The following is a 19208-nucleotide window of genomic DNA, read 5'->3' as shown; positions in this document are numbered from 1 at the left end:
CTTACGCTGGCGGGCGCCTCGTCACTTCTGCGTATCAGGAGCAGATTCGGTGCCGCGACGATCGAAGATCTTCAAAATAGACTCGATCATCGTCCGCAGCTCTTGTGGAGGCTGGCGCGTAGTCGTCCACTCCAGCACCAAGCCGACCAACCTTCGCACGAAGTCACAGTCAGCCTGCCGCACGACTAGCGTCGTCGTCACCTCTCTGGATAGAATCGCATCGAAGGCGTCTCCCATCGCGCACAGAGTCCCCAGCCATTCATTCGTCGGGAGCTCGGACACCGACGCACCGACGTCGAGCGACTCCACGATCGCAGAGAGACAGTTAAGCCCCTCGGAGAGCGCCTGCGCCACTTGCCGCTCACGCGTCATTTCCCCGTCCTCTACTTGTCAAACTGATATCGACAAAGCCAAGTTCCAATTGGATTGATGATGGTGCAGTTGTCTCCATTTGAATACTGATAAGAGCATGTCCACGTGGGTTTGCCACCTTTGCACCAGTACAGATCGCCAACCCCGCTGCTCGGGCTGTACGGATGCGAAGCGTGATGAACGCAGTAGGCACCGATCGCCTCGCACTGGTCTACGCACGTATTGCTGCCGGGGGATGCGCAATTCACCTGGGCTGCTGCCTCAACGGCTTCACTGCACTCGGAACGCTCCAGCTCGTCTTGCGGATCCGGTGGCGCATCTCCGAAGCCTCCGGCCCCACCCGGGGTGATGACGCCTGCGCCGACGCCCTCACCACGATCATCCCGAAGGTAGCACTCACCCATGTCGTAGTTGCACGCAGCAACGAAGCCACAGATCAGAATTACACTGACCTTCATGTCGCCTCCAGTCGCAAAACTGGTCCGACGGTTGAGCTGACCGCCATATCGTCAGGGAGCATCTGCCCGCATGGAGACGACGCTATCATAGGGAGCCTCTGCATGGTGCAATGCCCACCTTAACACTATTGCTGGAGGTTGCCCCAGATCAGCCGGCAGACCACCATGACGCCAAGGCCGCCAAGAGGAGATAGTAAGGGCCGTCCCGGCATTTCGCCTCCTATTTCCCTGGTTCCTTGGCGTCATGGCGGTTTGCCTCGCAGCTCGACTTCCCGCAGTAGAGTTAAGCTCACGCCCCGCGGCTCGCCGCAGGTTCGCTGACGAGCCGCACCACTCGAGACTCTTCTCAGTCGAGCGTGGCGTCAATGGGCAACCAGGCGTACAAATTCTGTCCGTGCGCCAGTTGGGGCGGCCGGCCGAGGCATCGGGCGCCTGACCGAGACGGGATGGGAGGGCGACAAGGGGACGGACGGCGGCTACGGCTGCCCCGGGCGCGGCGGCGACGTGATCGGGATCGCCTACCTCGACGAGGACCAGCTCACGCTGGAGGGGGTCACCTTCGAGCTGGGCCTGCCGGGCCAAGGCGGCACGAGCTGGAGCCATGACGGCACCATGACGACAGGAGAGGATGGCGTCGCCGTGGAGACGCTGCGCTTCCGGGAGTAGGCCGTGTCGCGGGCCAGCTCGTTCGACGGATCGGGCGGTCTTCTCCATCGCGCCAGAGCTCGCCCCCGGCGCCGTCCTCCGCGCCCACGCCGCCCTGGCCCGACCGCAATCGGCCGGCGCCTCAGCGCGACCGAAGAGCGGTTCTGCATCGATCTCGATGAGCTACGGACTCGCCGGCGCATCGACCCTCTCGCCGAGCCTGCGCTTTATCCAAGCGGGAGCACCTCGACGTACTCTGATCGCCCCGTCTGCTTCGCGCACGAAGTCGTGCGCAAAGACGATTACGGACTTGGTTGGTCGAAACGCGGCAGGATCGGAGCGTGGTCCAGCATCTGGCCCGGCATACCATCCGATCTCTCCGCTGGGGAGCTTTCGTCCGATGATGAGGCCGTCGCCGTCGCTCGGCCAATCGCCGGGCTTATGGATGCCGATCGTTCCATCCGCCTCTTGAACGATCACAGCCTCGGGTAGGCTGTCCAGACGACCGTGATAGCTCCTGATCTCTTCGGCGATGATCTCTTGGAGGGTCGGCTCGACATTGGAAGCTGGAGGCTCGGGTTCGGGGGTCTCAGGAACGCTGGACGGCGCGGCCTCTGGCTCCGCCGTGTCAATGGCCATGCACACATCCAATTTTTGCCTGGTCGAGGCCAGGGCGCTTCGTTCGGCCTCGCACTCATCGTCGGCAGGCGTCGTGCCCGGAGACGTGGGTGACCCCCTAGCATCCGCTGCGACACCTGGCGCATCGTGGGGTACGGCGCGTCCGAGGAAGACGCCAAGGATGCCAGCCCCGGCAATGATGACGAACCCGAAGGCGCGAGAACTTGTCATGGCGCATTCTCACTGCGGCGGCTTCGACGGTTGTTCGATCTTTCCGCCGAACATGAACTGCACGCCAGGGCTCGCAGGCTTTCCGTCGATTGTGATCGTCCCATCCGGTTCACGCTTCCAGACGCGTCGCGGAGGGATCGGAGGATCCCAGGGCCGGAATGCGTCGGGATCTGTGCGTGGTCCGGCGTCTGGCCCTGCATAAACTCCGAGCCGTCCGCTGGGCAACTTGCGCGCGACGATGTACCCATCGCCGTCATCCGGCCATTCGTCAGGTTTGTAGACACCGGTTCTCCCATCATGGTGCTGGACGACCACGGCCTCGGAATAGCTGTCCAAGAGCCGGCGATTCCGACGGATCTCTTCGACCTTCGACATGCGCTGGTCGAAGGGCTGGGATTCCGGAGGATCGACCTCGGATGGATTGGCAACGCCAGATGGCTCGGCCTCGGGAACCCGCGAACGAAGGGCCATGCAGAGTTCCAGTTGTGCCCTGGTCGAGGCGAGAACGGCGCGTTCCTCTCTGCAGCCACGGCCGGGAGATGCCGCCGTCGAACTCGGGGACGATGCGCTCGGAAATGCTTGTGCGCCTGGCGCGTCGCGCGGCGAGGCGCGTCCAATGAAGGCGCCAGCGATACCGGCAACAAGCGCGAACACAAGGCAGCTGCGACTTGTCATTGCACCGCTCGCTACTACGCGCAGGCTGGGGGCGCGGGACGACGTTCTCTAGCGGCTCCCTCCGGCGGCGGCTCCCTCCGGCCGGGCGAGGGGGAGCGTGAAGAACAACGTGGCGCCAGCGCCGAGCTGACTCTCCGCCCAGATCCTCCCGCCGAGGGCCTCCACGAAGCCCTTCGCGATGGTGAGCCCCAGCCCGGTCCCCAGACGCGCGGTCTCCGACACCTGCCAGAAACGATCGAAGATGTGAGGGAGCTCGTCGGCGTGGATCCCCGCCCCCGTGTCCGTCACGGCGAAGAGCGCCTCGTCGCCGCGTGGCTCCGCTCGGACCGTGATGGCCCCTCCCTCCGCGGTGAACTTGATCGCGTTGCCGATCAGGTTCGCGAAGACCTGGAGGACCCTCTCGCGATCGCAGCGCACCTCGAAGTCGCCCCCGCCGCGGATCTCGCCCTCGAGCACCAGGTGCTTCTGCGCCGCCAGCGCCCGCTCCATCTCGATCGCGTCGTGGACGAGCGCGCCCGCCGCGTGCATCCGCTTCTCCACCGACAGCCGGCCCGCCTCGATGGCGGCGACGTCGAGCAGATCACCGATGATCCGGAGCATCCGCTGCGCGGCGAGGAGAATGACCTCGGCCTTCCTCCTGTCGTGCGCTCCCGCCTCGTCGGCCGGCAATGTCCGCATGAGGAGAGCCGCGGCCGTCAAGATGGCGCTCAACGGATTCTTGAGATCGTGAGAGACGATGGCGAGGAAATCGTCCCGCGTGCGAATGGCGCGCTGCGCGTGCTGGTACAGGCGCGCATTCTCCACGGCCGTGGCGGCCCGGCGCGCCACCTCCTCGGCCACCACCAGATCGGCGGCGGAGTAGCGGCGGCTCGGCTCCGCCGTCACGAACGTGAGCGTGCCGATCGTCCGCCCGCGGGCCACGAGCGGCACCACCATCACCGCTCCCGAGCCTCCTGCGCGGAGAGACCCTCGATGGCCCGGATCGTGGGCGGCGGCCCCCACGGCAGACTCGGTGATTTCAGGGATGAGGAGCGGCTCGCCGTTCCGCAGCACCCGCGCCTGCGGGGTCTCCCAGCCCGGCCGCTGGGCGAAATCCCCCATCCGCTCGGCCAGCCGTTGCTTCGCGGGATCGGCGGACGTCGGCGCGAGGCGCTCGACACGGCCATTCTCGTCGACCAGGTCGACGAAGTAGAGATCGGCCAGGGCGTGCACCGACAGGCGCGCCACCGAGGAGACCGTCTCCGCGTAGTCGAGCGAGGAGGCGAGGACCGCGCTGACCTCCGCGAACAATCGCTGCACCTGCTCGGCTCGCTTCACCTCCATGATACCCCGGAAGACGAGCACCGCCCCCGAGACCTGCCCTGCTCGCTGCAGAGGGGCGAACGTGCAGCTGACGTGCAAGGCCGCTCGGTCCCGGCGTGAAACCACGTCCTCGTCGCTCCGGACCGGCTCGCCCGTGTGGATCGTTCGCAGCGCGGGGTGATCCTCGTCAGGTATGGACGTCCCATCCGCGCGTCGAAACCGGACGACCTCCTGGACGCGCCGCCCCACGACCTCCTCCGTCGTCCAGCCGAGCAAGCGCTCGGCCGCGGGGTTGAAGAAGGTGATCCGCCCTTCGCGATCCATCGCGATCACGCCCTCGCCGATGCTGCCGGTCACCGCCCGCGTGAACTCGAGCTGCTCACGGACCCTCGCCTCCACCTCCTTCGCGGGGGTGACGTCCATCGAGACACCTTGAAGCCGAGGCGCGCCGGCGCTGTCCTTCACCAGGTGCATGCCGGTGTGGAGCCAGAGCACGCGACCGTCCGCCGTCCGGCAGCGATGGTCGCAGCGCTGGTCCCGCTCGGCGGCCAGCGTCCTCCGGAGCGCCCGCTCGAGCTCGCAGCGATCGTCCGGCTCGGCGCAGCGGCTCCAGAAGTCGGGCTCCGCGAGCCACCGCGCGCGCGGATAGCCGAGGAGCTCCTCGGCCCGCGCGCTCACGTACAGGACCTGGAGCGTGCGCGCGTCGGCCTCCCAGACGAACGCTCGAGCGAGGTTGTCCACCAGCGCCTCGTAGCGCTGCCGCAGCGCCTCGGCGAGCGCCCGCTGCTCGTCGGCCTCGGCCTGCCTCCGCTGGGCCGCTGCACGCGCCTCCTCCGCGACCGCCTGCTTGGCGTCGATGATCGCCTGGCGATCGAGCGCGATCGCGAGCTGGTTGACCGCCGCGTTCATGAACACGAGATCCGGCTCCTCCAGACGGGCGGCGCCCTCGATCTGGAGAGCGCCGAAGATCGGCCCGCGGTCGATGACGAGAGGGAGGACGAGGAAGCACCCGCGCTCCTCTGCCTCGGCCCGCGGGGCCCCGGCAGGCTGTCCGGAGGGCGCGCTCGCCGCGGCCGGCCCGCCGTCCGGATCGGCCGGCCGCGCGGCCTCCGAGCCGGTGAGGTAAGCGTACGAGGTCGCGGCACGGGATCTCGCTGCCTGGAGTCGATCGGCGCCGACACCTTCGGCGCTCCAGACGATGGTCTTGACCCCGGGGCGACCCGGGACTCCCAGGAGGACGAGCGCGGTGCGGAGGGGGAGCGCCCGCGCGAGGGTCGCGAGGACCGACGGGACGGTCCGCTCGGCGCCCTCGAAGCGCGTGAGCTGCTTGCTGATCTCGTAGAGGTACAGGACGCGAGGGTACGCGCGCTCGAGGCCTCCGGCGGCCGGAGCCTCGCCGCCGCGCCGCGCCGGCTCCTGCTCGCCGCGCGCGTCGTCGCTCCTCGCCTCTCTCTGGTGCGCTCTCGGCGGTTCCTTCTTCCGGCGGCCGGTGCTCATCCCCGCCTCCTATTTCGTCGTTCGCCTCCGGCGCTCGGTGTTCTTCGCCGCCAGAGGGGCACCCAGGTCAGCGCGCCGCCCGATCCGGGCGCCGCCCTTCCCCACGGTGAAGTGGTAGGCGCCGAAATCGTGCTCGCTGCCGCGCGTCTTCACGACCATGAGGGTCGGCCTGATCTCGCCCGGCATGGGCGTGTACCGGAGCACGACGAGGTTGTCGGCCACCGGAGAGAACCTGCGGTCGGTGACGGTCTCGCTGGAGTACATCACGCTCGACTCGAGCGTGAGCAGGGTGGTCACGCCGAGCGCCTTGAACCGCGTGATCAGCGCGTAGAGGAGCTGCCGCAGCTCGTCGTCCGGGATGCCCTCGGCCGCGAGGTGGCTCACGCTGTCGAGGACGAATCGACGCGTCTTCTGCGTGCGGATCTTGTCGGTCAGGAGCGAGAGGAGCTGGCTCGGGCGGACGCGCTCCCGCGAGAGGTAGATGACCTCGGCGAGCCCCTTCTCGATCGCCTCTTGGAGCGGCAGCCCCAGCGCCTCCGCGGTCCTGATGAGCTGCGCGGGCCCCTCCTCGAGGGCGAGGTAGAGCCCCGGCTCTCCGCGGCGGCAGCCTTCGAGGAGGAACTGCAGCGACAGGGTGCTCTTCCCGATGCCCGCGCTCCCGGAGAGGAGGGTGACGCTGCGCTCGAGCAGCCCTCCGCCGAGCAGCCCGTCGAGCCCGGGCACGCCGGAGGGCAGGCGCCGCGCCGTGTCCAGGGGGGGCGGCGGCTCGCCGAACGCCGCCTCCGCGTTGTAACGGGGATAGACGATGAGCCCGCCCGGGCCGATGTGGATGCTGTGCCGGCCCCTGAGGTGGGCGGTGTTCCTGAGCTTGTAGATCTCGATGTAGCGCTGGCGCTCGAGCCCTTCCTCCGTCGAGGAGAGGAGGATGACCCCGTCGACCACGGTCTCCTCGACGCCGAAGCGGCTGATCTGGTTGGTGCCGTAGGGGATGTCGGTGGCGAGGAAGCCGACCGCCTGCGCGTTGTGGATGACGCTGGCGAGCTGGAAGATCTTCTCTCGGTCTACCTGCGGGTCCTTGACCTTGTGCAGGAAGACCGAGACCGAATCGACGACCACACGCCGCGCCTTCATGCCGAGGATCCGCTCGCTGAGCATGAGCAGGTGCCCCTCCACCAGGATGTCGGGCTGCGGGATGAAGACGATCTCGACCATCCCGCGCTCGATCTCGGCGTCGAGGTCCCAGCCGAGGCCACGGGCGGTGGCGCGCAGCCGCGCATCGCTCTCCTCGAAGGAGAAGAATATCCCCTTCTCGCCGGCCTTCGCGCCGCGGTAGATGAACTCGAGCGAGAGCACCGTCTTGCCGGTCCCCGCCACGCCGGCGATGAGGAGGCTGGAGCCACGCGGGATCCCGTCTCCGAGGAGCTCGTCGAGCCTCGAGATGCCCGTCCTGAGGCGCGGCTCCTTGCCCTCGACGGCCGCCCGGTGGATGGTGAGGCGGGGCGCGAACACGTCGATGCCGGCCCGCGTGATGGCGAACGAGTGCTCCTCGCGGCTGTGGTCGGTGCCGCGCATCTTGACGATCTGGATGACCCGCCGCTGCTCGCCGGACTCCTGGCGCTGGTTGATCATGATCAGCCCGTCGACGATCGAGAACAGCGGGTTGGTCTCGATGTCGCCGTGCCCGAACTCTCCGAGGAAGAAGGTGGTGGTCTCCCACGCCATGAGGTTGATCGCGAGCTCGTAGCCGAACTTCCGGAGCTCTTCCTTGGACTTGGCGAGGTCGTCGAAGACCTTGAAGCTGTCGATGACGACCATGGACGGCTTGACCTTTTTGACGTGATCCATGACGAGCCGAAAGGCGCCGTCGAGGCCCTTCGTCCGGAGGATGGCGCCGAGGTCGACGAACTGGATTCCCCCGTCGATCTTCCCGGCGTCGAAGAAGTCGAACTGATTCAGGTAGCGCAGCGTCTTCGCGGTCGGCTCCGAGAGCGTGCTGAAGTAGAGGACCCGGGTCCTGGCCGAGGCGTTGTGGAAGCAGATCTGCTGGGTGAGGATCGTCTTGCCCGCGCCCGGCGGGCCGGCGACGACGACGATCGACCCCTTCGGCAGCCCCCCCCCGAACAGCCCATCCAGGTTTCGCACCCCCGTCTCGATGCGCGCGATGGCCGTCTTCTTCGTCATGGCTCCACTTCCTCGCCGTCCTCGCCCTCGGAGATCCCGGGCGCGCTCTCCGACGCTCTCTCGATCCCACCCCCCTCCCCCTGCGCGACCTTCGAGAGCTCCGCGTGGAGCGCCGGCGTGAGGATCTCCGCCGTCAGGTTTCCGAGGACCGTGAGGAACTCCACCAGGATAAACCGGAGCCCCTCCTCGATCTGGTCGCGGCGCACGCCCCCGGCGCGCTCGTGGAGCTCCACGCAGCAGATCCCGCCCGACTCCATCCTGAGCGACGAGAGGACCGGGGATCGCTCGGAGGCATAGTAGAGAACGCGATCCACGATGGCGCCGAGCGTGACCTCCCCGAGGGTGACGTGGGCGCGCCACCACAGGGCGTTGAACGCTCGTTCGAAGAGCTGGATGAGGCGGTCGGGCGGCGCGCCCCGAGCTGCCCGATCCATCCAGGCGTCCACGCAGGCGCTGTGCTCGTTCGCGTCACGCATGGGCGCTACGTCGCCTCGACGGTCGCCAGGGAAGAGCAATGTTCATGCCGGTGCCGCATCGCGCGCTCGATCAGGGGGTCGCGCGCGGGCAGCGTCGCCATGGCGCTCGCGCTTCAGGCCGGACGGTCGCGGCGTTTGCGCTCGGGACGCTCGCCGGATCCGCCGACGGTGCGAGCTGTGCCGGCCCTTCAGCGCGGCGCGGTCGCGGGCTCGAGTCCGCGCTCGATCGCCGGGCGACTCCCCGCCGAGCGCGTGGAGCGCGCCGTCCGCGGTGCGCTGCGCCGCACGCAACGAGATGCCCGCCGACCTCCGCGCGGCGCGGAGATCGTCGACCAGATCCCGCACGCGATGGATGTCCTGCGCGCTTCCGGCGGAGGCGCGGAGCGCGATGATGGATTCGAGCCCCTCGAGGACGTGACGGACGACGCGGCGCGCGGAGGTCGCCGCGTCAGCCGCCTCGCGCAGCATCGCCCGCGCATCCTGTGAATTTCTCTCGAGGTCTCGCATCTCGTCATCTCGTGCAGTTCGCGAGGGGAAGGGCCGCTCGGTCCATCGCGATGCCGCTGCGGGAGGGCTCGCGGAGCGAGCCTCTTCGCGCTCCACGCCCGCTCGCGGCTCGACCTTGCGCGGCCTGACACCGCGGGGTTCAGGCTGGCACAGCGGCGGCCCCACGTCTCTCGTTATCGCCCGGTGGCGGCGCCTTGTGCCGATTCGGGCACGGGAGACGGTCGAGCGCTGCATGGAACTCCTCTTCTTTTTTCTTGCCCCGTCCTCCGGGACGAGGGGCGCCGCCGCGGCGGTCGAGCGCGAGGCTGGCCCCCGAGGAGCGCGGCGGGCTGGCCTTGCTGACCGTTCGACGGCGGCGTCGATGAGCAGCCGCACCTGGGCGGCCGCCTGTGCGCTTGGCGCGTCGCGCGGAGCGGCACATCCAATGACGGCGCCAGCGACACCGGCAATGAGCGCGAACACAATGCAGCCACGAATTGCAATCGCGCCTCTCGCTACGATGCGCAGCCTGGGGGCGCAGGCTGGCAAATCGCATCATGGTGATGCCCTCCGGGGATCACCATGATGCGCCCAGCACGGCGTACGCCGGCGCTGCAAAACCCACATCGGACGCGAAGCTCGCTTCGCGGCACCCCCTCCCCCGAGCTTCCCATCCCAGCTGTGCAATCTGGACAGACGCGGCACTTCGTGCGAACTCTTGATGAAGAACATGTCGGTCACGTGTCGCAGCCATGTTCGCGTCCTTTCTGCTGGCGAGGTCCACTGGCAAGAGTGGACCCCCTCCCGGAACGGCGGAGCGGACCAGCGCCCCGTGGTCCTGGTACACGGCCTGTCCGATAGCTGTCGGACCTGGAACCGCCTCGCCCCCGCGCTCGCGGCGGCGGGGCGCCGGGTCGTCGCGCTCGATCTGCCCGGCCATGGCGACTCGGCTCGGCCCGACGCGCCCTATACGGTCGCGTGGTATGCGGGCGTGGTCGCTGAATGGATCCGTGCCCTCCGGCTCGGCGATTTCGATCTGGTGGGGCACTCGTACGGCGGCAGCATTGCAATGTGCGTGGCCACCGAGCGGCCAGGGCGCATCCACCGCGTCGGGCTGGTCGCCGCGGGCGGCATCGGGACGGAGGTCGCGCTGCCGCTGCGCCTCGCCGCCGTGACCGGGCTGATCGAGCTGGCCGCGCCCGTGCTCATGGGCGTCGGCACGCACGCGGGGGTGCTGGTGCTCGGCGGCGATTTCAACGCGGAAGAGCGCAGGCACCTCGCCAGGATGAACGCGCGGCCCGGCACGGCGCGCGCCCTGTCGCGCACGCTCCGCCACGCGATCGATCTGCGCGGCCAGCGCCATCACCTCATGGACATCGCTCATCGGCTCCCGGAGATACCGCCGCTCGCCGTCTACTGGGGCGAGCGCGACCAGGTGATCCCGGCGCGCCACGCGGCGGACATCGACCGCTACATCGAAGGCGCGGCCGTGCGCCGCTTCGCCAAGGCGGGGCACTACCCGCACCGGGAGGCGGTGGCCGATCTGGCCCCCGATCTCCTCCGCTTCCTCGACGAGCCGCGGCCCGCGCCGCGCCTGCGCGCCGGGGCGCGCGCCCCGCGCGCATCCGCCGCGGCGGCCCGCTCACCGCAGGCAAGCGCCCGCTGGCAGCCCTGGCCGGACGCCGCGGTCAGGCGCTGGGCGCGGAGCCCGCTGTCTCCGCTGATGCGGCAGACACCGCAGCAAGACACCGGCGACTCGGCATCTCCCGCCGACCTCGGGAGCCGCCCGCCGCCCGTTCCCTGTTGACGGCGCGCGGCGCGTTCTCGGTGACGCCGCGCACGCCTCTCCTGTCGACGCCACGCCACCCCTTCCCTGTTGACGCCGCGCCCCCCGGTGCGGTTCTCTCGGGCGCCGGTGCAACTCGAATGTGAGACCTGCGGCGCCTCGCTGCGCGTCGAAGCGGACCAGCGGACCGCGGTGTGCCCCTACTGCGCGTCGCCCTCGGTGGTGGAGCGGCCGCCCTCCCAGGATCGGCCGTCGCCGCACTTCGTCGTCGGGTTCACCACGACCCGGGAGAGCGCGCAGGGCGCTGTCAAGGCGTGGCTGGGAAAGCGGAGCTTCTTCGTGCAGTCCAGCGTCAAGACGGCGACGATCGACGCGATCCGCGGCGTCTACACGCCCGCCTACCTGTACTCGGCGATGGCGCAGACGCGCTACGCGGCGCAGATCGGCGAGGACTACCAGCAAACCGAGACGTACACGACGACCGACGACAAGGGGAACAGCGTCACCCGGACGCGCGTCGTCACGAGGACCGAGCACCGGCACCTCGAAGGCCAGCATGCGACCTACGTCATGGACGTGCTCGTCGTGGCGTCTCGCGCCGTCCCGAACGCCGAGCTCGAGGCGATCGAGCCGTTCGACCTCCGCACGATGCGGCGCTACACGCCCGCGGTGCTCAGCGGCTGGATCGCCGAGGAGCCGACGATGACCCAGGCCGAGTGCTACGGCCTCGCGCGGCGGGAGGCGCTGGAGAAGATCGGCCGCGACCTCTCGGGCTTCATGCCCGGGGACAGCCACCACGGCCTGACGCACGAGACGCACCTCGACCGCGAGACGCTCGAGCTGCTCTATGTGCCCCTCTGGGTGCTCGCCATCCGGCACGACCCGCAGAAGCCGCCCTTCCGGGTCCTCATCAACGGCCAGACCGGCGCGATCCACGGCAAGGCCCCCCTCTCCTGGATCAAGATCGCCCTCGCCGTCGTGCTCGTGATCGCGCTGATCGCAGCGCCGTTCGTCCTCGCCGCGGCGCGCGACCGGGGCCGCGATCCGACCGAGCGACGCGGCGCCGCGAGGCCGCCCGCCGCCGCCCCCGCGCCGACCGAGCGCGTCCGCCCCGGCGAGAGCAGGCCCGCACCGACCGGAGGGGCGCGATGAGCGTGAACATGGACGTCGCCTCGGCCACCACGAGCGCCACGGGGCCGTGCTGCGCGCGCTGCCAGGGGCCGCTGGAGGCGGGGGACCTGCGCTGCGCCGTCTGCGGCCTCGCCGCGCCGCAGGGCCGCGCCCCGGCCCCGCAGGCGGTGCAGGTGCTGCGGTGCACCGAGTGCGGCGCCGCGGTCTCGTACTCGGCCGAGGCGCAGGCGCCGAAGTGCCGCTTCTGCGGCGCCGTCACGCGGATCGAGCAGCCGGTCGACCCGATCGATCAGGCCGACTGGCTGCTCCCGTTCGGGGTGCCCCCCGATCAGGCCGATCAGGCGCTGCGGCGGTGGATGTCGACGCTCGGCTTCTTCCGGCCGTCGGATCTCTCGCGCGCGGCGACGGTCGAGGGGCTGCGCCCGATCTGGTGGGCGGGCTGGCTCGTCAGCGCGGACGCCGTGGTGAGCTGGACGGCGGACTCGAACGCGGGCGCCCGGCTGAGCAGCTGGGCCCCGCACGCCGGACAGACGCAGCTGCCGTTCCGCAACCTGCTCCTGTCCGCCTCACGCGGGCTCTCGCTCGACGAGGCCCGGGAGCTCGCGCCGTACTTCCGGCTCGACCTGGCGGTGCCCGCCGCGCACCGGACACAGCAGCAGCTCGGACCGCCCGACGCGGTGCTGGAGCAGTTCGACGCGCAGCGCTCGGCGGCGCGCAAGATCGTCAGCGAGCGGATCGCCGCCAGCGCGGAGGACGCCCTGACGCGAGGCGTGATCCCGGGGTCCACGTTCCGCAACGTGCACGTGGCGGTGCTCTTGCACGCGCTCGAGACGCGCCGGCTGGCGCTGCCATCGTATGTGCTCGCTTACCGCTACAAGGGACGCAGCTACCGCGCCGTCGTCCACGGCCAGGACGCGAGCCACGTCACAGGCACGGCGCCCATCGCGTGGGGCAAGGTGGCGCTGGTGGTCGCCGGCGCGCTCGCGCTCATCGTGCTCGTGATCGGGGCGCTCGTGCTCGCCCGCGCAGCGTAGCTCCGCCCGCCCTCGGTCCTCTCCCCCTCCTCCTCCCCGCTCCCCCAGCTCCAGCGCTGCGCGGGCGCGGCGGGCCGCGCCAGACGCTGTGGCGGAATGCCTCGAGCGCACGCTCGGTGCGGCACGGCAGAGCCATGATCCGCGCCCTCCACCGCGCGCCCCGGCCATGGTCCGGATCTGGCACTGAGGCCGGAGCTCGATGGAGGAAACCATGGAAACTGGATCGCGGGAGAAGCTGCTGGAGATCCTCAAGAAGTTCCGGACTGCCATGCTCGTCACGCACGCCAGCCACGGGGCGCTGCGGGCGCGTCCGACGGCGCTCATGAAGGTCGACAGCGACACCGGGGACGTCTGGTTCATGACGAGCATCGACTCGGGCAAGGTCGATGAGATCGAGTCGCAGCCGGAGGTGAATGTGACCCTCCAGGAGGGGCGCCGCTTCCTGTCGCTGTCGGGCAGCGCCTCGATCGTGCGGAGTCGGACGAAGATCGAGGCGCTGTGGTCGGAGCAGGCGAAGGTGTTCTTCCCGCAGGGCAAGGACGATCCCTCCCTCGCGCTCATCCACGTGAGCCCGCGCGAGGGCGAGTACTGGGACAACGAAGGCGCGGCCGGGCTCAGGTTCCTCGTCGAGGCCGTCAAGGCGTACGTCACCGGGACGACGCCGAAGACCGACGCCGCCCAGCACGGCTCGGTGCCGCTGAACGGCGGGCAAGCCGGCGATGCCCGGGTGTCCGCGCGATAGCGATCCACGCCGTCGCGCCGCGGATCGGGGCGGGACGGAGCGTGGCGCATCCCTTGCTCCTCTCGGGACTGCGTCACCTCCGCTCCACCGGAGCGGAGGTGACGCGAGAACCCGTCAGCAGCGAGGTTGGGCATGGGGATCTTCACGATGTCTCGTCGAGCTCAGAGGGTCGTGGTCGCGGCGGCGGCGGTCGTCGTCATCGTCGGGCTGCGCCACGCCGAGCCGTTCCTCGTGCCGGTGCTGTTCGGCGTCGCGCTCGCGGCGATCTCGTCGCCCATCGCGACCTGGGTGACCCGCCGCGGGCTGCCCGCGGCCCTCGGGGCGCTGGCCGCGCTCGTCGTCGATCTGGCGATCCTGGTCTTCGTCGGGGCGGTGGTCACCATCGCCGGGGTGGAGCTGGAGGAGAAGGTGCCGGTCTACCTGGTCCGGATGTCCTCGATGACCGAGGCGCTCGCCATGACGCTCACGGAGCGCGGCCTCCCGGTGAACCCGGAGCTCCTCTCGCGCACGCTGCACACGGCGTCCCTCGTCCCCCTCCTCGGCGGGGCCGCGGTCACGGTCGCCAGCGCGGCGTCGAGCCTCGGGGTGGTGCTCCTCGTCGTGTTCTTCGCGCTCTGCGAGGGCGCCGGCGCGGGCGCGAAGGTGCGGCGGCTGCTCTCGACCCCCGCGCGCGGCCTCGAGCACGTCGATCGCATCGTGCGGGAGGTGAAGAAGTACCTCGTGGTGAAGACGCTGACGAGCCTGCTCGTCGCCGTCCTCGCCTATGTGCTCCTGGTCCTCCTCGGCGTGGACCTGGCGCTCCTCCTGGCGTCGAGCCTGTTCGTCCTGCACTTCATCCCCAACATCGGCGCGGCTGTCGCGACGATCCCGGCCGTGCTCGCCGCGCTGGCCAGCCAGGGCCCCGGCACCGCGGCCCTCGTGGCCATCGGGTACCTCCTGATCAACCTGCTGGTGGGCAACGTGCTCGAGCCGCGCGTGCTCGGACGGACCCTGGGCCTGTCGCCGCTCGCCGTCCTGATAGGCATGCTCTTCTGGGGCTGGCTCTGGGGGCCGGCGGGAGCGCTGCTGTCGGTGCCCATCATGATGGTCGCGAAGATCACGCTGGAGAACGTGGAGGGACTGTCGTGGGTCGCGCGCATCATGGAGCCCGCGCCCGAGGAGCCAGAGACAGCGCCCGTCAGCGGCGAGCCGGCGCCAAGCTCGCTGCTGCGGCCGAGCGTCGCGGGGGCGCGACGATCCGGGTAGCGATGGGTGATGTCAGGCACCAGGTCTTCTCTTGAAGATCTGGCCATGACCACGAGCCTCATCACGCGCAGAGCGTCGCATCAGCGATCGGAGAGCGAGCAGGCGCCGCCAGCGAGCCCCGATTTCCGCGCGATCTTCGAGGGGATCCCGGGAAACTACGTCGTGCTCCGTCCAGACTTCACCATCGTCGCCGCGAGCGACGCCTTTCTCCGGGCCGCGAACACGCGGCGCGAGGAGCTCCTGGGTCGCAATGCCTTCGATGCCTTCCCCGACAATCCGGACGATCTGCACGCGACCGGCACGACGAACCTGCGCGCCTCGTTCGAGCGGGTGATCCAGACGGGCGCCCCGGACAGCATGGCCGTGCAGAAATACGATATCCCGCGCCCCGAAGCGGAGGGAGGCGGCTTCGAGGAACGGTACTGGAGCCCCTTGAACTCGCCCCTCCTGGGGCCGGATGGCAAGGTCGCGTACATCATCCACCGCGTCGAGGACGTCACCGAGTTCGTCCGCCTGAAGCAGCGCGGGATCGAGCAGTGCCGGCGCACCGAGGAGCTGAAGACGCGGGCGGAGCGGGTCGAGGCCGAGGTCTTCCTCCGGGCGCAGGAGATCCAGCGCGCGAACGAGCAGCTCCGCGTGGCGAACGAGCAGCTCAGCCGGCTCGACGAGCTCAAGACGAGGTTCTTCTCGAACGTGAGCCACGAGTTCCGGACGCCGCTCACGCTCATGCTCTGCCCGATCGACGAGCTCCTGACCGGCGCGCCCGGCGACCTCACCGGCAAGCAGCGCGAGCTCGTCGAGCTCGCGCGCCGCAACGCGCGGCGGCTCCTCAAGCTCGTGAACACCCTGCTCGACTTCGCCCGGATCGAGGACGCCCGGATGAAGATGGTCTACGAGGCGCTCGACCTCTCGGCGCTGACCGCGGAGGTGGCGAACGCGTTCCGCGGGGCCATGCAGCGGGCGGGGCTCCGGCTCGTGATGGACTGCCCGCCGCTTCCGGAGCGCATCTACGTCGATCGCGAGATGTGGGAGAAGATCGTCCTCAACCTGGTCTCGAATGCGTTCAAGTTCACGTTCGAGGGCGAGATCGCGATCTCGCTCCGGTGGGGCGGCGACCACGTGCTCCTCGAGGTCCGCGATACGGGGACGGGGATCCCCGCCGACGAGCTCCCCCGGATCTTCGAGCGCTTCCACCGGGTGCACGCAGCGCGCGGGCGGAGCCACGAGGGCTCCGGCATCGGCCTCGCGCTCGTGCGGGAGCTCGTCCGGTTCCACATGGGCGACGTCCAGGCGACGAGCGAGGTCGGTCGTGGCAGCACGTTCACCGTCCGCATCCCCGCCGGATCCGCGCACGTGCCTGCGGAGCGCATCGGCGCCGAGCGGGAGCTCGGCATGACGGCCGTGACGGTCCAGGCGTTCGTGGAGGAAGCGTCGCAGTGGATCTCCGGGCCCGCGCCGCCGGCGGAGCTGCCGCTCGGGCCACCGGCAAGCGCGGGAGACGCGCGCCCGGCGGAGGGCCCGGCCGGCCACGTCCTGCTCGTCGAGGACAACCCCGACATGCGGAGCTACCTCCGGGAGATCCTCGCGGCGCGGTGGACCGTCGAGGCCGTCGAGGACGGCGAGGCGGCGCTCTGCGCCGCGCGCGCGCGCGCGCCCGATCTCGTGCTCACCGACGTCATGATGCCCGGGCTCGACGGGTTCGGCCTCCTCCAGGCGCTGCGCGCCGATCCGACGACGCGGCTCGTCCCCGTGGTGCTCCTCTCGGCCCGATCCGGGGAAGCGTCGCGCGTGCACGGCGCCGAGGCGGGCGCGGACGATTACCTCGTCAAGCCGTTCTCGGTCCGCGAGCTGCTCGCGCGGGTCGGCGGGCGCATCGAGATCGCCAGGCTGCGCCGCCAGGTCGACGAGGACGTCGAGCGCCTCCGCGAGAGCGAGCAGCGCTTCCGCTCCCTCGCCGACTGCGCCCCCATGATGATCTGGATGTCCGGGCCCTCCGGCGGGTGCGAGTACGTCAACACGACGTGGCTGCGCTTCACGGGGCGCTCCCTCGACGAGGAGCTGGGGGACGGCTGGCTCGACGCGGTCCACCCGGACGATCGCCCGCTCGTCGCGAGCGCGTGCGCCGAATCGATCGAGACGCGCGAGCCGTTCATGCTGGAGTGCCAGATGCTCCGCCGGGACGGCGAGAGCCGGTGGGTCGTGACGCAGGGCGCCCCGCGCTTCGGCGCCGCCGGGACGTTCCTGGGGTTCGTCGGCTCGTCCCTGGACATCACCGAGCGCAAGCGCGTCGAGGACGCGCTGGCCGACGCGGATCGCCGGAAGGACGAGTTCCTTGCCATGCTGGGGCACGAGCTGCGCAACCCGATGGCGCCGATCTGCGTGGCCGTGGAGCTCCTCCGGCGGCGGAGCCGCGGCGGGCCGCCGGACAAGCACGTCGAGGTGATCGCGCGGCAAACGAGGACCTTGATGCGCCTCGTGGACGATCTGCTCGACGTGTCGCGCATCACCCGGAGGAAGATCGAGCTCCGCAAGGAGCGGATCGACGTCAAGGCCGCCGTGGCGCGCGCCGTGGAGTCGACGCGCGAGCCGATCGAGGCGCGGCGGCACCAGATCCGGCTCGCGCTGCCGGCGGCCGCCGTCCACGTCCTCGGGGACGCCGTCCGCCTCGATCAGATCCTCGTCAACCTGCTCACCAACGCGTGCAAGTACACCGACCCCGGGGGCCACATCGGGGTGACGGTCGCGCAGCGCGGCGACCAGGTGGAGCTGCGCGTCCGCGACGATGGGATCGGGATCGCGAGGGAGGTGCTGCCCCATGTCTTCGACCTGTTCCATCAGGCGGATCGCAGCCTCGATCGGGCGCCCGGCGGCCTCGGAATCGGGCTGACCATCGTCCGCGATCTCGTCGCCCTCCACGGCGGGAGCATCGAAGCGACGAGCCCGGGGCCAGGGCAAGGCAGCGAGTTCATCGTGCGTCTCCCCGTTGCGGCGGAGGAGCGCCTACCCGCCGCGGCCGCCGGGGCGACGGCCGCGCCCTCGAAGGACGCAGAGCAGCCGTCTCCGGCGGCGAGGAAGCTCCGCGTCCTCATCGTCGAGGACAACGTGGACGCGGCGAGCACCCTCGCCGACGCGTTGCTGGCCCTCGGGCAAGAGGTGTGGATCGCCGGCGACGGCCCGCGCGCGTTGAGGGCGGCGGCGGAGCATCGGCCCGATCTCGTGCTCCTCGACATCGGGCTCCCCGGGATGGACGGCTACGAGGTGGCGCGGCGCCTGAGGGAGGATGAGCTGTGCTCGGGCGCGCTCATCGCGCTCACGGGGTACGGGCAGGCGTCGGATCGCCGCCGCGCCGAGGCGGCAGGGTTCGACGCCCACTTCGTCAAGCCGATGTCGCTGGATGCGCTCGCCGGGATCGTCGACGCTGCCGCGGCGTCTGGAGCGCGTCAGGGCGCCGCGGACGGCGCCGGCGCGAGCCCGAAGACGCGCTCGTGACGGGCGCTCACGTGGCAACCCATGCACGAGGCGACCCGGCCGGCGGAGGTCACCTCGCCCGCGGGCGTGACCGTGCCGTAGACCCAGCCCGCGTCGGTGCCGGGCGTGTCCGGCGCGACCTTGAGCACCACGTAGGCGCCGGCGAGGCGCGACGCGCGGTAGACGCGATCGCCGTCGCGCAGGAGGGGATCGAAGTGGTCCGCGGCGTCCGGCGGCGTGGCGCCGGCGCCCGGGAGGGCGGCCGCCGCGCCGTCCTCCACCAGCTCGGGGACAAAGCTCTCCTTGACCAGGACCTGCCCGACCGGCTGGGCGACGGGCGCCTGCCCATCGACGAGCGGATAGCGATCGCGGTGCTTGGCGAACACCGAGTAGAGCTTGCGGGCGTGGCCGCCGTCCTCGGCGGCGCTCATGCGGACGCGGCCGGGCAGCGGCATCCGGCACAGCCAGGGCGCCCAGCGGAGCTCGTCGTCGACGCGCCCCCAGGGCTTGTAGTCGCGAAAGGCGGCGGCGATGAGCGGGGCGAGGCGGGGGTCGATCTCGGCCTCGGCGGTGCCCGTCTCGGGCGGCGAGCCCGGCGCATCCGCCGAGGCCGAGGAGGAGGAGACGGGGGCCGGAGGGGGCGTTGCGCTCCCGGCGTCGTCCGGTGTGACGGGCTCGTCCAGGGCGTGGCTGCACCCGGGCGCGAGCGCGAGGAGCAGGAGCAGGGTGAGGCGCATGGAGCGGATCGTACGATCGGAGCGCCGGAAAGGTCTGCCGGGCAGCACGGTTGCGCGCGCCGCGCGATCACCGGGGGTGTGCTGGCGTTCGCGCGCGCGCCGCAGCGCGGCCCGACGGCGGCCG

General features: G+C 70.5%; 16 protein-coding genes. 8 read left to right on the top strand and 8 right to left on the bottom strand.

The features are described from left to right. Window positions 1–21: 21 nt before the first annotated feature. Complete coding sequence (locus WMF22_RS19560) at window positions 22–372, bottom strand: hypothetical protein (RefSeq protein WP_437300576.1); 351 nt, start codon at window positions 370–372, stop codon at window positions 22–24. An 11-nt stretch (window positions 373–383) separates the two neighbouring features. Further along, complete coding sequence (locus WMF22_RS19555; RefSeq protein ID WP_438036687.1) at window positions 384–830, bottom strand: hypothetical protein; 447 nt, start codon at window positions 828–830, stop codon at window positions 384–386. A gap of 504 nt (window positions 831–1334) precedes the next feature. Here WMF22_RS19555 and WMF22_RS19550 point away from each other — a divergent pair. Continuing rightward, a complete protein-coding gene (locus WMF22_RS19550) occupies window positions 1335–1496 on the top strand; it encodes a hypothetical protein (RefSeq protein ID WP_437300574.1) in 162 nt (53 codons plus the stop codon). Between the two features lie 162 nt (window positions 1497–1658). Here WMF22_RS19550 and WMF22_RS19545 read toward each other — a convergent pair whose 3' ends face one another. The 5 genes from WMF22_RS19545 to WMF22_RS19525 all read right to left on the bottom strand — a co-directional run bounded on the left by WMF22_RS19545 (window position 1659) and on the right by WMF22_RS19525 (window position 8455). Continuing rightward, on the bottom strand, window positions 1659–2114 hold the full coding sequence (locus tag WMF22_RS19545; protein WP_438036686.1) for a hypothetical protein: 456 nt from the start codon (window positions 2112–2114) through the stop codon (window positions 1659–1661). A 219-nt stretch (window positions 2115–2333) separates the two neighbouring features. After that, window positions 2334–2795 carry a hypothetical protein gene (locus WMF22_RS19540; protein ID WP_437300572.1) on the bottom strand — a complete coding sequence of 154 codons (462 nt, stop codon included), beginning with the start codon at window positions 2793–2795 and terminating at the stop codon, window positions 2334–2336. A 252-nt stretch (window positions 2796–3047) separates the two neighbouring features. Further along, entirely contained in the window at window positions 3048–5798 is a 2751-nt protein-coding gene (locus WMF22_RS19535; RefSeq protein ID WP_438036685.1) for a sensor histidine kinase, read from the bottom strand. 9 nt (window positions 5799–5807) lie between these two features. Then, the gene (locus tag WMF22_RS19530; protein ID WP_437300570.1) at window positions 5808–7979 is read right to left on the bottom strand and encodes an ATPase domain-containing protein; all 2172 of its coding nucleotides are present in this window, start codon (window positions 7977–7979) and stop codon (window positions 5808–5810) included. After that, window positions 7976–8455 carry a hypothetical protein gene (locus WMF22_RS19525; RefSeq protein WP_437300569.1) on the bottom strand — a complete coding sequence of 160 codons (480 nt, stop codon included), beginning with the start codon at window positions 8453–8455 and terminating at the stop codon, window positions 7976–7978. Before WMF22_RS19525 ends, WMF22_RS19530 begins: the two co-directional genes overlap by 4 nt. 177 nt (window positions 8456–8632) lie before the next feature. Between WMF22_RS19525 and WMF22_RS19520 the strand changes: the two genes are divergently transcribed. From WMF22_RS19520 to WMF22_RS19490, 7 genes are all read left to right on the top strand, one after another. After that, on the top strand, window positions 8633–8941 hold the full coding sequence (locus WMF22_RS19520; protein ID WP_437300568.1) for a hypothetical protein: 309 nt from the start codon (window positions 8633–8635) through the stop codon (window positions 8939–8941). 832 nt (window positions 8942–9773) lie between these two features. Beyond that, window positions 9774–10748 (top strand): alpha/beta fold hydrolase, encoded by a 975-nt coding sequence (locus WMF22_RS19515; RefSeq protein WP_438036684.1) that lies wholly within the window; start codon window positions 9774–9776, stop codon window positions 10746–10748. A 69-nt stretch (window positions 10749–10817) separates the two neighbouring features. Further along, window positions 10818–11879 (top strand): hypothetical protein, encoded by a 1062-nt coding sequence (locus WMF22_RS19510; protein ID WP_437300566.1) that lies wholly within the window; start codon window positions 10818–10820, stop codon window positions 11877–11879. Further along, complete coding sequence (locus WMF22_RS19505) at window positions 11876–12892, top strand: zinc ribbon domain-containing protein (protein WP_437300565.1); 1017 nt, start codon at window positions 11876–11878, stop codon at window positions 12890–12892. Before WMF22_RS19510 ends, WMF22_RS19505 begins: the two co-directional genes overlap by 4 nt. Window positions 12893–13103: 211 nt before the next feature. Continuing rightward, entirely contained in the window at window positions 13104–13634 is a 531-nt protein-coding gene (locus WMF22_RS19500) for a pyridoxamine 5'-phosphate oxidase family protein (protein ID WP_438036683.1), read from the top strand. A gap of 147 nt (window positions 13635–13781) precedes the next feature. Beyond that, window positions 13782–14879 (top strand): AI-2E family transporter, encoded by a 1098-nt coding sequence (locus tag WMF22_RS19495; protein ID WP_437300563.1) that lies wholly within the window; start codon window positions 13782–13784, stop codon window positions 14877–14879. Window positions 14880–14924: 45 nt separating this feature from the next. Next, on the top strand, window positions 14925–18368 hold the full coding sequence (locus tag WMF22_RS19490; RefSeq protein ID WP_438036682.1) for an ATP-binding protein: 3444 nt from the start codon (window positions 14925–14927) through the stop codon (window positions 18366–18368). Here WMF22_RS19490 and WMF22_RS19485 read toward each other — a convergent pair. Further along, a complete protein-coding gene (locus WMF22_RS19485; RefSeq protein WP_437300561.1) occupies window positions 18320–19084 on the bottom strand; it encodes a hypothetical protein in 765 nt (254 codons plus the stop codon). The two genes, WMF22_RS19490 and WMF22_RS19485, sit on opposite strands and share 49 nt — an antisense overlap. Window positions 19085–19208: the final 124 nt, after the last annotated feature.

It is taken from the genome of Sorangium sp. So ce204 (assembly GCF_051526795.1).
Classification (GTDB): Bacteria; Myxococcota_A; Polyangia; order Polyangiales; family Polyangiaceae; genus Sorangium; species Sorangium cellulosum_B.
This window is presented reverse-complemented; position numbering and strand designations above follow the sequence as displayed.

Excerpts from the sequence above, each read along its gene's own strand:
- WMF22_RS19545 (WP_438036686.1), bottom strand. The coding sequence starts at position 2,114 with ATGGCCATTGACACGGCGGAGCCAGAGGCCGCGCCGTCCAGCGTTCCT.
- WMF22_RS19495 (WP_437300563.1), top strand. The coding sequence starts at position 13,782 with ATGTCTCGTCGAGCTCAGAGGGTCGTGGTCGCGGCGGCGGCGGTCGTC.
- WMF22_RS19500 (WP_438036683.1), top strand. The coding sequence starts at position 13,104 with ATGGAAACTGGATCGCGGGAGAAGCTGCTGGAGATCCTCAAGAAGTTC.
- WMF22_RS19555 (WP_438036687.1), bottom strand. The coding sequence starts at position 830 with ATGAAGGTCAGTGTAATTCTGATCTGTGGCTTCGTTGCTGCGTGCAAC.
- WMF22_RS19540 (WP_437300572.1), bottom strand. The coding sequence starts at position 2,795 with ATGGCCCTTCGTTCGCGGGTTCCCGAGGCCGAGCCATCTGGCGTTGCC.
- WMF22_RS19530 (WP_437300570.1), bottom strand. The coding sequence starts at position 7,979 with ATGACGAAGAAGACGGCCATCGCGCGCATCGAGACGGGGGTGCGAAAC.
- WMF22_RS19560 (WP_437300576.1), bottom strand. The coding sequence starts at position 372 with ATGACGCGTGAGCGGCAAGTGGCGCAGGCGCTCTCCGAGGGGCTTAAC.
- WMF22_RS19505 (WP_437300565.1), top strand. The coding sequence starts at position 11,876 with ATGAGCGTGAACATGGACGTCGCCTCGGCCACCACGAGCGCCACGGGG.
- WMF22_RS19535 (WP_438036685.1), bottom strand. The coding sequence starts at position 5,798 with ATGAGCACCGGCCGCCGGAAGAAGGAACCGCCGAGAGCGCACCAGAGA.
- WMF22_RS19490 (WP_438036682.1), top strand. The coding sequence starts at position 14,925 with ATGACCACGAGCCTCATCACGCGCAGAGCGTCGCATCAGCGATCGGAG.
- WMF22_RS19485 (WP_437300561.1), bottom strand. The coding sequence starts at position 19,084 with ATGCGCCTCACCCTGCTCCTGCTCCTCGCGCTCGCGCCCGGGTGCAGC.
- WMF22_RS19525 (WP_437300569.1), bottom strand. The coding sequence starts at position 8,455 with ATGCGTGACGCGAACGAGCACAGCGCCTGCGTGGACGCCTGGATGGAT.